This is a genomic window from Paracoccus sulfuroxidans, from assembly GCF_007830335.1.
GTDB classification, from domain to species: domain Bacteria; phylum Pseudomonadota; class Alphaproteobacteria; order Rhodobacterales; family Rhodobacteraceae; genus Paracoccus; species Paracoccus sulfuroxidans.
Map to the genome: position 1 here is coordinate 251,963 of NZ_VLKU01000002.1, position 12,582 is coordinate 264,544.

Genomic DNA, 12,582 nt, shown 5'->3' on the forward strand with positions numbered 1-12,582 from the left:
ACCAGTCCCGGGGCTTTTCGAAAGCCACATCGTTGGTTAATCAATGCCCAGCCAGCCACGGAACCGCAATGCCCCGCATCGACCGATACATCCTGTCGCAGTTCCTGACCCTGTTCGGGTTCTTCGGCCTTGTGCTGATCTCGGTCTATTGGATCAACCGCGCGGTTTCCCTGTTCGAGCAGCTGATTTCCGACGGCCAGACCGCACTCGTGGTGCTGGAATTCACCATCCTGACACTGCCGCTGGTCATCTCGGTCGTGCTGCCGATCGCGGCATTCGCGGCCTCGGCCTATGGGACGAACCGGCTGGCCTCGGAATCCGAGCTGGTGGCGATGCAGACCGCAGGCATGTCGCCCTGGCGGCTGGCGCGCCCGGTGCTGGTCTTTGGCCTGCTGGTTGCGCTGCTGGTGGCGCTTCTGGTCCATGCGCTGGTGCCGATGGCGCGCGGGCGGCTGGCCGACCGTCAGGCCGAGATCGCACAGAACGTCGGCTCGCAATTCCTGCGCGCGGGCACGTTCCAGTACCCTGCCAAGGGGATGACGCTTTTCATCCGCAACATCGCCGCCGATGGCAGGCTTGAGGATTTCTACCTTGAGGACGCGCGCGACCCCGCCGATCAGTCGATCTATACTGCCGCCGAGGCGCTGCTGGTCAGGACCGAACAAGGGCCGAAACTGGTCCTGATGCAGGGCATGGTGCAGAACCTTTCGAACGCCGGAGGTCAGCAGCGCCTGTCCGTGACCCGCTTCAAGGACCTGACCTATGACATCGGCGCGCTGATCGACACTGGCACCACCCGCAAGCGCGACCTGCGCTCGTACTCGACCGCGCGGCTGCTTAGCCCCGATGCCGAGCTTCTGGCCGCGACCGGTGCCACGCCCGACAAGGCGCTGGCCGAGGCGCATGAGCGGATCGCCAAGCCCTTCCAGTCGCCCATTGCCGCGATGCTGGGTTTTGCCATGCTGCTTCTGGGCGGGTTCAGCCGCTTCGGGGTCTGGCGGCAGATGCTCTGGGCGGTGCTGTCGCTGATCTTCGTGCAATTCCTAATCACGGCGGCGGAAAATCAGGTGGCGCGGGATGCGTCGAAATGGCCGCTGATCTATATGCCGACGCTGATTGGCGCGCTGATCTGCGTGGGCGTCCTGTGGCAGGCGGCCCGACCCCGCCGGGTGGCGCGCCCCCTGCCCGCTGATCCGCAGACCGGAGATGCCCGATGATTCTCTCGGCCTATGTCGCCCGCCGCTTTCTGCGCAGCTACATCATCGTGTCGCTGGTCTTTCTGGCCATCCTGTTCCTGATCGACATTGTCGAGCAGATCCGCCGCTTCTCGGATGAAGACATCGGGCTGAGCGGCGCGGCGGGCCTTGCGATCCTGAACATCACCGACAGCTTCTATTCGATCATGCCGCTGATCACCGTGCTGGCCGGGATCGCGCTGTTTCTGGGGCTCTCGCGCAGTTCAGAACTGGTGGCGGTGCGCGCCTCGGGCCGCTCGGGCCTGCGGGTCGTGGCGGCCCCGGCGATCATGGCCTTCGTCCTTGGCTGCATCGCGGTGGCAGTCTTCAACCCGATGGTCGCGGGCACGGCCAACCGCTATGACAGCGCCGTGGCGAAGATCCAGCGCGGCTCGGACCAGACAGTCAGCCTTGGCGACAACGCGGTCTGGCTGCGTCAGGCGCTGCGCACCGCCGACGGGAAAGAGGCCGGGGGCCAAGTCGTCATCCGCGCGAACCGCGCCAGCCCGGACGCCACCACGCTTTACAACGCGACCTTCATGGTCTTTTCGCCGACCGAGGGCCCGACGCGCCGCATCGACGCCGCCGAGGCCCGGCTCAGCGATGGCGCCTGGCACCTGACCGACACCAAGGAGTGGCCGCTGGACCAGCCCAACCCCGAGGTGAACGCGACCACCGCGCCCCGGGTCGATCTGCCGACCGACCTGACCGCCGACCGCATCCGCGACAGCTTCGGACGCCCCGAGGCCGTGCCGGTCTGGCAGTTGCCCAGCTTCATCCGTGGGCTCGAGCGGGCGGGGTTTTCGGCAAAAAGGCATCAGGTCTGGCTTCAGATGGAGCTGGCCCGTCCGCTTCTTATGGCGGCGATGGTGGTGGTTGCGGCAGTATTCACCATGCGTCACATGCGCGGGCGCAAGATGGGGCTTCTGGTGCTGGCGGCATTCGGCTCGGGCATCGCACTTTTCTTCCTGCGCAACCTTGCGCAGGTGCTGGGGGACAATGGCGGCATCCCGGCGGCACTGGCCGGCTGGGCTCCGCCCATCGTGGCCCTGCTGTTCGCGCTTGGCGCGTTGCTGCGGCTGGAGGACGGATAGATGGCCGCGAAACGGCTCCGGGGCATCCCGGGTAACGTGGAAAGCAAGGGCCGCAGGATGCGTCGCAACCTGCAGGCGGCCGCATGGATGGCCGCCCTGCCCGCTGCCGCGATGGCGCAAACGGTGGTGCCCGACGGGCAGACCGTGCCCTTCTATGATTTTTCGACCGACAGCCAGTTGCAGGCGCGCGGCCCGGCCCTCGCCCCCACCGAGCAGGCCGATGACAATGAGCGCGTGGCCGATGGCACGATCGTGCGCAGGCCCTCCAGCGTGACGCGCGGCCCGGGCTCGTCGATTCAGGTGACCGGCCAACCCTCTCAGCAAGGCGGGGCCGCGACGATTCTGGCCGATGACCTGACACTCGGGGCCGACAACACCATCACCGCCTCGAATGGCGTGGTGATCTGGTATCAGGGCGCGCGGCTGGTCGCCTCTCGTGTGACCTATGACGGCACGACCGGGGCTGCCACGATTGACGGCCCGATCCACCTGACCCAGCCGGGAACCGCCGGTTCCGAGGATGAGATGGTGCTGATCGCCGACAGCGCGCAACTGGACCGCAACATGCAGGACGGCATCCTGCGTGGCGCCCGGCTGGTGCTGGCGCGAGAGCTGCAGCTGGCCGCCCGGCAGGTCCGGCGCGAGGGCGAGGGCCGCTTCACCCGCCTTGACAACGTCGTCACCTCAAGCTGCCGCGTCTGCGCCGAAGATCCGACCCCGCTGTGGGAGATCCGGGCCCGCAGCGTGGTACATGACGCCCAGACCCAGCAGCTTCTGTTCGACCGCCCGCGGCTTCGCCTGATGGGCGTGACGGTGGGCGCGCTGCCCTGGATCTCGGCCCCCGACCCCAGTGTCGAGCGGATGACGGGCTTCCTGCGCCCGGCCTTCCGTACCACCTCGCGGCTGGGGTTCGGCATCAAGCTGCCCTATTTTATCACGCTGGGCGATCACGCCGACCTGACGGTGACGCCCTATGTTGCCGCCAGCCGCACCCGCACGCTGGAGCTGCGCTATCGTCAGGCCTTCTCGAACGGCGCGATGGAATGGAGCGGAGCGCTGTCGCGTGACGACATCGACCCCGATGAAACGCGCGGCTATCTGTTCGGCGCCGCCCGGTTCGAGCTTCCGCGCGGCTATAACCTGTCGCTGCAGGTCCAGATGGCCAGCGACCGGGCCTATCTGCTGGATTACGACATCTCGGACGCCGACCGGCTGTGGAGCGGGGTGACGCTGGACCGCGTGCGCCGCGACCGGCTGGTCTGGGCGCGGATCGGCAATTACGAATCGCTGCGCGAGGACGAGCCCGCCTCGCTGGCCCCCGCGCAGGTGGCCGATGCCTATTGGGCGCGGCGCTGGACGCCGGAGCGTCTGGGTGGCATCGCCAATCTGCAATGGTCGCTGCACGCGCATCGCCGCCCCTCCAGTGTCGATCGAGATGGCCGCGACATGGCGCGCGGCTCGCTGGGGTTGAACTGGCAGCGCAGCGAGATCCTGCCCGGCGGTCTGGTCGGTCAGGTTGAGACGCAGGTGAACGCAGATTTCTACCGCATCCGACAGGACAGCGAATATGAGGACTGGATCGCCCGCGCCTATCCGACGCTGGCCACGGAACTGCGCTGGCCGCTGGCGCGCCATGCCAAAGGCGTCACGCAACTGCTGGAGCCGATCATCCAGATCGTCTGGTCGCCCAAGCGCGAATCTCAGGACAAGGTACCGAACGAGGACAGCCGCCTGATCGAGTTTGATGAGGGGAACCTCTTCTCGCTGAACCGCTTCCCCGGCGCGGATGCGCGCGAATCGGGGTTCCGGGCGAATGTGGGTCTGGCCTGGACCCGCATCGACCCGGCGGGCTGGTCCATCGGCCTGACGGCTGGCCGGGTGTTCCGCAATACGGTCGATACGGCCTTCAGCAGCTCGGGGCCATTGGGCGGCAAAAGCTCGGATTGGCTGCTGGCGGCGCATTACTCGGACAGCAGCGGGCTTGCGATCGCGAACCGGGCGCTCTTCGACAACTCGTTCTCGATCAGCCGCAATGAACTGCGGGCGGGCTGGTACAATGAGAAAGTCATGCTGTCGGCGGGCTATCTGTGGATGGATACCGACGAGCGTGAGGCCCGGCTGGAGGATGTGTCGGAACTGACCGCCACCGCTGGCTGGCAGATCACCGATGGCTGGTGGGGCACGGCCGAGACGCGTTATGACTTTGCCTCGGACCGCGCCCAGAAGGCCGAGATCGGAATGCAATACCGTAACGAATGCGTGACCCTTGAAATGGCGCTTGAGCGTCGTTTCACCTCGTCGGACAATCTGACGCCGGACACCAGTTTCGACTTGGGCATTCGCCTTGGCGGGTTCGGGAAACAAAAAGCCGGGCCGGGAACGGTGGCGCGCCGCGCGTGCCTGCGTTAATGTCCGGCGAAACGAAGCTGCGAGGGACGTGATGCGGCGAATTCTTCTTGGGGCGGCGATGGCCGCGATGATCGCTGGCTCGACCGTGGGTCCGGCACTGTCGCAGGGCAATCCGTTCCAGCCTTTGATTTACGTCAACGACTCGGTCGTGACCCGCTTCGAGCTGGATCAGCGGGTGCGCTTCCTGCAGCTTCTGCGCGCGCCTGAGGCCGACGCCGCCGCCGCGGAAAAGGCGCTGATCGACGACCGGCTACGCACCTTCGCCGCCAAGCAGCTGGGCATCACCGCCTCGGATGAGCAGATCCAGGCCGGTCTGGTCGAATTCGCGAACCGGGGCGGCATGGATGTCGAACAGTTCACTCAGGCGCTGGCGCAGGCCGGGGTCGAGGCGCAGACCTTTCGCGATTTCGTTGCCGCTGGCGTCGTCTGGCGCGCGGTCGTGCGTCAGCGCGTCGTGCCGCAGGTGAACGTCACCGATGAAGAGGTCGAGCAGGCCTTCACCCGCGTCGTCCAGACCCCGCGCGTGACCACGGTGGCACTGTCCGAGCTGGTCATTCCTGCGCCCGAAGGCCGTGAAGCCGCCGCCATGGCGCTGGCCGAGCAGCTGTCGTCGAGCGTGCGCAGCGAAAGCGCCTTCGCCTCGGCCGCGCGCGAATATTCCGCGACGCCCACCGCCGAGAACGGCGGCCGCCTGCCCTGGACGCCGCTGGCGAACCTGCCCCCGGCGCTGCGCCCGCTGATCCTGTCGATGCAGCCGGGCCAGATCAGCCAGCCCATCACCGTGCAGAGTGCGGTCATCCTGTTCTTCCTGCGCGACACGCGCGGCACGCTGCGCCCGGGCGCGACGGATCAGGTGCTGGAATTCCTGCGGGTGCGTCTGGGCTCGCCCGAGCTGGCGAACCGCGTGGCCTCGCTGAGCGACACCTGCGACGATGTCTATACCCATCTGCGCGCCGCGCCTGAGGCGCAGATCCAGCGCGAGACCCTGCCGCAAAGCGCCATCCCGAGCGATGTCGGCCTGCGTCTGGCGGTGATGGACGACAATGAGATCAGCCTGGTCAACAGCGGCGGTGCGGTCGATCTGGTGATGCTTTGCAAACGCTCGCCCGCACTGCTGGCGCAGATGGAAGCCGCCAAGGCGGCCAAGGCGCTGGAGGCTCAGTCGGGTCCTGCTGCGGCTCAGACCGGTGGGGAAGAGGGCGCCGCGCCTGATCCGGACGCGCTGCCCGATCTGTCGGCGATGCGTGATGAGGTCTTCAACACCCGCATCAGTCAGGCGGCCGACGCCTATCTGGCCGAGTTGCGGGCCAATGCGATCATCCGCAAGCCCTGACGCCTGTTGCCCGCCCCGGGGCTGCGCGCCCCGGACCCCCGGGATATTTCGACATGAAAGAAGACCCCATGACCGCGCCCCGCCCGATCATCCTGACTTGTGGCGAGCCTGCCGGAGTTGGCCCGGAGCTGGCCTTCAAGGCATTGGCTGCGGGCGTGCCCTTCGTCTACCTGGGCGATCCCGCGCATCTGCCGGAGGGGACGACATGGGCTGCGGTCGAAGCGCCGGGCGATGCGGTGGCCGAGGGTGTGTTGCCGGTGCTGGTTCATCCCTTTGCGGCGCCCGCCGTACCGGGGCAGCTTGATCCGGCCAATGCTGCCGGGGTGATCGAGGTGATCGCCGGCGCCGTCGAGCTGGTTCAGTCGGGTGCTGCCAGCGCCATCTGTACCCTGCCGATCAACAAGGAGGCGCTGAAGCGCGGCGCTGGCTTTGCCTTTCCCGGCCATACCGAATTTCTGGCGCATCTGGCCGGTGATCTGCCGGTCGCCATGATGCTGGCCTCGACCACGGTCGAGCCGCCCTGCCGCGTGGTTCCGGCCACCATTCACGTGGCTCTGGATCAGGTGCCGGTGCTGCTGACGCCCGCCGTTCTGGAAGAGGCGATCCGCATCACCGATCAGGCGTTGCGGCGCGATTTCGGCATTGCTGCGCCACGTCTGGCCGTCGCCGGGCTGAACCCGCATGCGGGCGAGAATGGCGTCATGGGACGGCAGGAGCTTGAGTGGATGGCGCCGCTGCTGGAGCGGCTGCGCGCCGAGGGGTTTCAGCTGAGCGGTCCCCTGCCCGCCGATACCATGTTTCACGCCCCGGCCCGGTCGCGCTATGACGCCGCGATCTGCGCCTATCACGATCAGGCCCTGATCCCGATCAAGACGCTGGATTTCGCCGGCGGGGTCAATGTGACGCTGGGCCTGCCCTTCATCCGCACCTCGCCCGATCACGGGACCGCGCTCGACATCGCGGGCAAGGGCATCGCCGATCCTGCCAGCACCATCGCCGCCCTGCGCATGGCCTGGGACATGGTGGGTCGCAGATGAGCACGATTGACGGGCTGCCTCCGCTGCGTGAGGTGATTGCGCGCCATGATCTGCGCGCCAAGAAGCAACTGGGGCAGAACTTCCTGCTGGATCTGAACCTGACCGCGAAGATTGCCCGCTCGGCCGGAGATCTGACGGGCAGCGATGTGATCGAGGTGGGGCCGGGCCCCGGTGGCCTGACGCGCGGGTTGCTGGCCGAGGGCGCGCGCCGCGTGCTGGCTATCGAGAAGGATGAGCGCGCCCTGCCCGCCCTCGCCGAGATTGCCGAGGCCTATCCGGGCCGCTTGCAGGTCATCCATGGCGATGCGCTGGAGATCGACCCGCTGGCCCATCTGACGCCGCCGATCCGCATTGTCGCGAACCTGCCCTATAACGTCGGGACGGAACTGTTGATCCGCTGGCTGACGCCTGCCGTCTGGCCGCCCTTCTGGCAGACCCTGACGCTGATGTTCCAAAAAGAGGTGGCCGAGCGCATCGTGGCTGAGCCCGGAGGCAAGGCCTATGGCCGTCTGGCCGTTCTGGCGCAATGGCGTAGCGATGCCCGCATCGTGATGACCTTGCCGCCCGAGGCTTTCGTGCCCGCGCCCAAGATCCATTCGGCCGTCGTGCATCTGACCGCCCTGCCCGAGCCGCGCTATCCGGCCGATCCGGCGGTGCTGAACCGCGTGGTTGCGGCCGGGTTCAACCAGCGCCGCAAGATGCTGCGCGCCTCGTTGCGCGGCATCCATCCCGACATCGAGACGCTGCTGCGCAACGCGGGCATCGAGCCGACGGCGCGGGCGGAGGAAATCGGGCTGGAGCAATTCTGTGCGCTGGCGCGCGAGGTCGCATCCGCCCCGCGCTGAATTTACCGCGCTGATCTGATGGCAGATCTGGTCCCCGGGCTTATTCGCCCGAGGCCGTGTCTTTGGCGGCTTTGGCAGGTTTGCCTTCGCCAGCGGGTTTGCGCGTGCGCGGTGCGCGCGCAGGTGCAGCACCCTCGACTTTCGGCGCGGCAGGCGCGCGGGTGCGGCGACGCGGTGCGGCAGGCGCCACGTCCTCGGCGACAAGCGCCGGGGCTTCGCTGACCGCGACAGGCTCGCTTGCTGCGGGTTCGGTCGAAGCGACCTCGACCTGCGTGTCCTGAGCCGGGGTGAACTCGGTCTCGACCGCCTCGGGCGTGTCGACCAGACCGCTTTCATTGTCGGATGCGATGGCGTCAGGCAGAGCCTGTTCCTGCACCCGGGGCTGGTGTTCGTTGCGCTTTTGCGACGCGCGCTGTTCGTGGCGGTCTTCGCGCGACTGGCCATGCTCGCCACGCTGCTGGTTGCCCCGCTCAAAGCGCGACTGGCCATTGCCGTTCTGACCGTTGCCCTGCCCGCCATTGCCGTTCTGGCCGTTGCCGTTGGCATGGTCGTAGGACTGGCCGTTCTGGCTGCCGCCGTCTTCGCGCCCGTCGTCGTCGCGGTTTTGCGACATCTGCTGACGCTCGGCCTGCTCGCGCTGCGCCTCGCCCAGCATACGGGTGTAATGCTCGGCGTGCTGCAGGAAGCTTTGTTCGGCGACGCGGTCATTCGACAGCTGCGCGTCCCGAGCCAGGGTCAGGTATTTCTCGATGATCTGTTGTGGCGTTCCACGCACCTTGCCTTCAGGTCCCGAGGAATCGAAGACGCGGTTGACAATATTGCCCAAGGAACGCTGGCGGTTCGACTTGTTGCGCGAACGTGATTTGGATGATCTCATCAGCTTGTTGTCAGTTCTTGGTCCGGTAAAGGCCGGCTGAGGTTGGGGTAAGCTCTAGCAGCGGATACTAAATCAGGAGCCGAGCCAGACACTGGACTCATGCAAATGAACCTGAGTTTGAGTGTGGCTAACCCGTGCGGGGAACGCATGTGCCCCGTCACATTTGCGACTAACCATGCTCATGCGCTGCTGACAAGCACAATTTTCGGGAAACGGCGCGCAATCAGCGATTCTTTACTGATCTACGCAGGAAACTGCGCCGAAATGACGCGGTCCCTGCCATCCAGATCGGGTGTGATCCCGACGTTTTCAAGCCCCGCATCCCGCATCAATGCCATGACATCGGCGGCCTGCGTCGGCCCGATCTCGACCATCAGCCAGCCGCCGGGTTCCAGATGGCGGGGGGCGGCGGAAACGATGGCGCGATAGGCGGCGAGCCCGTCGCCCTCATCGGTCAGAGCCATGCGCGGCTCCCATTCGCGGACCTCGGGGGAAAGGCCCGCCATCTCGGCCAGCGCGATATAGGGCGGGTTTGAAACGATCAGATCAAAGCGGCCCTGCACTTCGGCGAGCCAGTCCGACAGAAGGAATTGCGCCTCGACCCCAATGGCAGCAGCATTGCGGCGGGCGACGGCCAGTGCGGCTTCCGAAAGGTCGGTCCCAAGGCCCGTGGCACCGGGGCGTTCGGCCAGCAGCGAAATCAGGATCGCCCCCGTCCCCGTGCCCAGATCCAGCACGCGGCGGAAGGGATGTTTCAGCGCGGCCTCGACCAGCGCCTCGGTATCGGGGCGGGGGTCGAGCGTGTCAGGCGTCACCTCGAATTCGTGGGTCCAGAAGGCGCGGCGACCGATGATCTGGCTGACCGGCTGGCGCGCGGCGCGGGCATCGACCATAGGGGCGAACAGCGCCTCCAGCCCGGTGGGCGCGGGCGCATTCAGCAGATCAGTCAGCTGGTGGCGCGGGACCGGGTGGCCCTCAAGCTGCGACAGTGCGTGGCGCATCAGAAGCTGCGCATCGCGGTCGCCATCTGCAATACCCGCCGCCTCAAAACGCGCCTGCGCGGCAAGGCACAGCGCACGCGGGCTGGTCATTCCGCCTCGGCCAGACGCGCGGCCTGATCATGCGCGACCAGCGCGTCGATCACCTCGGCCAGCTCGCCCTGCATGATGCGGTCAAGCGCGTAAAGCGTCAGGTTGATGCGGTGATCCGTCATCCGGCCCTGCGGGAAGTTGTAGGTGCGGATGCGTTCCGAACGGTCGCCCGAGCCGACCTGGCTTTTGCGATCCGCCGCGCGTTCCTGATCGGCGCGCTGACGCTCCATATCGTAAAGCCGGGCGCGCAGAACGGCCATGGCGTTGGCGCGGTTCTGGTGCTGCGATTTTTCCGAGCTGGTGACGATGATCCCGGTCGGCAAGTGGGTGATGCGCACGGCGGAATCGGTGGTGTTGACGTGCTGCCCGCCCGCGCCCGAAGCCCGCATCGTGTCGATGCGGATGTCATTGGCGGGAATGTCGATATCGACCTCCTGCGCTTCGGGCAGGACCGCGACCGTGGCGGCGGACGTATGGATGCGGCCACCGGATTCGGTCTCGGGGACGCGCTGGACGCGGTGGACGCCGGATTCGAACTTGAGGCGGGCAAAGACGCCCTCGCCCTCGATCCGGACGGTGGCGTCCTTGACGCCGCCCAGTTCCGACTCGGTCAGGTCCAGCACCTGAAACTGCCAGCCCTGGGATTCGGCATAGCGGCGGTACATGTTCAGCAGATCGCCTGCGAACAGCGCCGCCTCATCGCCGCCGGTGCCGGGACGAATCTCCAGGATGGCGGGGCGTGCATCCGCCGCATCCTTGGGCAGAAGCGCGATCCGCAGCGCCTGCTCAAGCTCGGGCAAAGCGGCTTTCAGCCGCGCCAGCTCATCCTCGGCCAGTTCGCGCATCTCGGGGTCCGAGAGCATCGCCTGCGCCTCGGCCAGCCCGTCCTCGGCCGCGCGCCATTCGGCGATCTGCGCAACGACAGGGCGAAGATCCGAATATTCGCGGCTGATCGCGGCGATCTCCTCCGCCGCGGGTCCGGCGTTCAGCCGCGCTTCGAGAAACTCGAAACGCTGCACGATCTGAAGAAGGCGGTCCTGTGGCAACATGGGCGGGGATTACCTCTGGAACGGTCGCCCGGCAAGAAGAAGCCGCCTGTCCGGCATGAAAAAGGGGCCTTGCGGCCCCTTCACCATCTGCCCGGAAGGCAGGATTACTGCGCAGCCGATGCCTCGACCGCGATCTTGATTTCGACTTCGTCGCTGATCGCAGGCACCATGGCGCCCAGATTGAATTCCGAGCGCTTGATCTCGGTCTCGGCGTCAAAGCCCACGGCTTCCTTGCCGCTCATCGGGTGCTGGGCCTTCTTCTTCAGGTCGACGTCCAGCGTCACCGGCTTCGTCACGCCGTTGATGGTCAGATCGCCGGTGACTTTCGCCTCATCATCATCGTCCAGCGCGACGCTGGTCGATTTGAAGGTGCCGGTGGTGTTCTCGCCGAAGAAATCGGCGGTGCGCAGATGCTTGTCGAGATCGGGCGCAACCGTCACCATATTGGCCAGATCGAAACTCGCCTCGACGCTGGAGTTCGCGGGGTTTTCCGCATCCAGCGTCACCTTACCCGTCACGCCGTTGATGACGCCGGTGCTGGTCGAGAAGCCCAGATGCTCATATTCGAAGACGATCTGGCTGTGGCTGGGGTCGAAATCATAGACGACCGGCTCGGCGACTGCGGCGGTAGCAGCAAAAGCGGCCATAAGGCTCAACGGGGCGACAAGGGCTTTCATATCGGGCTCCTGATTGAAATCATGTGGCTTTTATCTCGGCATCCGACCCCTCTGATGCAACCTTGATTTTGCACCGCAGCATTGACAAGTTCGTGTGACGGCGCGTGATCGCCGCGGCGCTTGCCTGATGGGCTTTGCGCTTGCATTCCGCGCCGCCGCCGCTATAAAGCCGCATCCTTCCGCAATCACGAAACCGGCGCAGCCTCTCGTGGCGGGGCGCGGAGGGTCTGACCCGCCTATGAAGCACGCCTGAAACGAAAAGGGTTTGGCATGCCGCTTTATGAGCACGTGCTGATCGCCCGCCAGGACCTGTCGAACACGCAGGCCGAAGGGCTGATCGAACATTTTTCGACCGTGATCGCCGACAACGGTGGCAAGGTGGTCGACAATGAATATTGGGGCGTGCGTACGCTTGCCTACAAGATCAACAAGAACCGCAAGGGCCATTACGCCTTCCTGCGCACCGACGCCCCGTCGGATGCCGTGCAGGAGATGGAGCGTCTTGCCCGCCTGCATGACGACGTCATGCGCGTGCTGACCATCAAGGTCGAAGAGCACAAGGAAGGTCCGTCGATCCAGATGCAGAAGCGCGACGAGCGTGAGCGTGGCGACCGCGGTGATCGTGGCGACCGTGGCGGTGAGCGCCGCGAGCGTCGTGACCGCGACGACCGGAACTAAGACGGGAAAGGACCAGACACATGGCTAACAAACCGTTCTTCCGCCGCCGCAAGGTTTGCCCGTTCTCGGGCGACAATGCTCCCGCGATCGACTACAAGGACACGCGTCTGCTGCAGCGCTACATCTCTGAGCGTGGCAAGATCGTTCCTTCGCGGATCACCGCCGTTTCGGCGAAGAAGCAGCGTGAGCTGGCCCGTGCGATCAAGCGCGCCCGCTTCCTGGCTCTGCTTCCCTACGCCGTGAAGTAAGGAGAGACG

The 12,582-nt window shown here is 66.2% G+C and carries 12 protein-coding genes; 8 read left to right on the plus strand and 4 right to left on the minus strand.

The window, feature by feature from the left end:
* The first annotated feature begins 68 nt into the window (after window positions 1-68).
* The 6 genes from lptF to rsmA all read left to right on the plus strand — a co-directional run bounded on the left by lptF (window position 69) and on the right by rsmA (window position 7,953).
* A complete protein-coding gene (gene lptF, locus IQ24_RS03745; protein ID WP_145396377.1) occupies window positions 69-1,217 on the plus strand; it encodes an LPS export ABC transporter permease LptF in 1,149 nt (382 codons plus the stop codon).
* Window positions 1,214-2,329 carry an LPS export ABC transporter permease LptG gene (lptG, locus tag IQ24_RS03750; RefSeq protein ID WP_145396379.1) on the plus strand — a complete coding sequence of 372 codons (1,116 nt, stop codon included), beginning with the start codon at window positions 1,214-1,216 and terminating at the stop codon, window positions 2,327-2,329. Before lptF ends, lptG begins: the two co-directional genes overlap by 4 nt.
* 57 nt (window positions 2,330-2,386) lie before the next feature.
* Window positions 2,387-4,738, plus strand: coding sequence for an LPS-assembly protein LptD (locus tag IQ24_RS03755; protein ID WP_145396381.1), 2,352 nt, complete (start codon window positions 2,387-2,389; stop codon window positions 4,736-4,738).
* A gap of 28 nt (window positions 4,739-4,766) precedes the next feature.
* The gene (locus IQ24_RS03760) at window positions 4,767-6,071 is read left to right on the plus strand and encodes a peptidylprolyl isomerase (RefSeq protein WP_338419454.1); all 1,305 of its coding nucleotides are present in this window, start codon (window positions 4,767-4,769) and stop codon (window positions 6,069-6,071) included.
* Window positions 6,072-6,139: 68 nt separating this feature from the next.
* Window positions 6,140-7,108: a 4-hydroxythreonine-4-phosphate dehydrogenase PdxA gene (gene pdxA / locus IQ24_RS03765; protein ID WP_145396677.1), complete on the plus strand. Its 969-nt coding sequence runs from the start codon at window positions 6,140-6,142 to the stop codon at window positions 7,106-7,108.
* Entirely contained in the window at window positions 7,105-7,953 is an 849-nt protein-coding gene (gene rsmA, locus IQ24_RS03770) for a 16S rRNA (adenine(1518)-N(6)/adenine(1519)-N(6))-dimethyltransferase RsmA (protein ID WP_145396384.1), read from the plus strand. Before pdxA ends, rsmA begins: the two co-directional genes overlap by 4 nt.
* A 40-nt stretch (window positions 7,954-7,993) precedes the next feature.
* Here rsmA and IQ24_RS03775 read toward each other — a convergent pair whose 3' ends face one another.
* From IQ24_RS03775 to IQ24_RS03790, 4 genes are all read right to left on the minus strand, one after another.
* A complete protein-coding gene (locus IQ24_RS03775; RefSeq protein WP_145396386.1) occupies window positions 7,994-8,830 on the minus strand; it encodes a DUF4167 domain-containing protein in 837 nt (278 codons plus the stop codon).
* A 242-nt stretch (window positions 8,831-9,072) separates the two neighbouring features.
* Window positions 9,073-9,921 (minus strand): peptide chain release factor N(5)-glutamine methyltransferase, encoded by an 849-nt coding sequence (gene prmC, locus IQ24_RS03780; RefSeq protein WP_145396388.1) that lies wholly within the window; start codon window positions 9,919-9,921, stop codon window positions 9,073-9,075.
* The gene (gene prfA / locus IQ24_RS03785) at window positions 9,918-10,970 is read right to left on the minus strand and encodes a peptide chain release factor 1 (protein ID WP_145396390.1); all 1,053 of its coding nucleotides are present in this window, start codon (window positions 10,968-10,970) and stop codon (window positions 9,918-9,920) included. Before prfA ends, prmC begins: the two co-directional genes overlap by 4 nt.
* A 104-nt stretch (window positions 10,971-11,074) precedes the next feature.
* Complete coding sequence (locus tag IQ24_RS03790; protein ID WP_145396391.1) at window positions 11,075-11,647, minus strand: YceI family protein; 573 nt, start codon at window positions 11,645-11,647, stop codon at window positions 11,075-11,077.
* 270 nt (window positions 11,648-11,917) lie between these two features.
* Here IQ24_RS03790 and rpsF point away from each other — a divergent pair, with 270 nt between their 5' ends.
* Both rpsF and rpsR read left to right on the plus strand, forming a co-directional pair.
* Complete coding sequence (gene rpsF / locus IQ24_RS03795) at window positions 11,918-12,325, plus strand: 30S ribosomal protein S6 (RefSeq protein WP_145396392.1); 408 nt, start codon at window positions 11,918-11,920, stop codon at window positions 12,323-12,325.
* A gap of 20 nt (window positions 12,326-12,345) precedes the next feature.
* Entirely contained in the window at window positions 12,346-12,573 is a 228-nt protein-coding gene (gene rpsR, locus IQ24_RS03800) for a 30S ribosomal protein S18 (RefSeq protein WP_011747229.1), read from the plus strand.
* Window positions 12,574-12,582 lie beyond the last annotated feature (9 nt).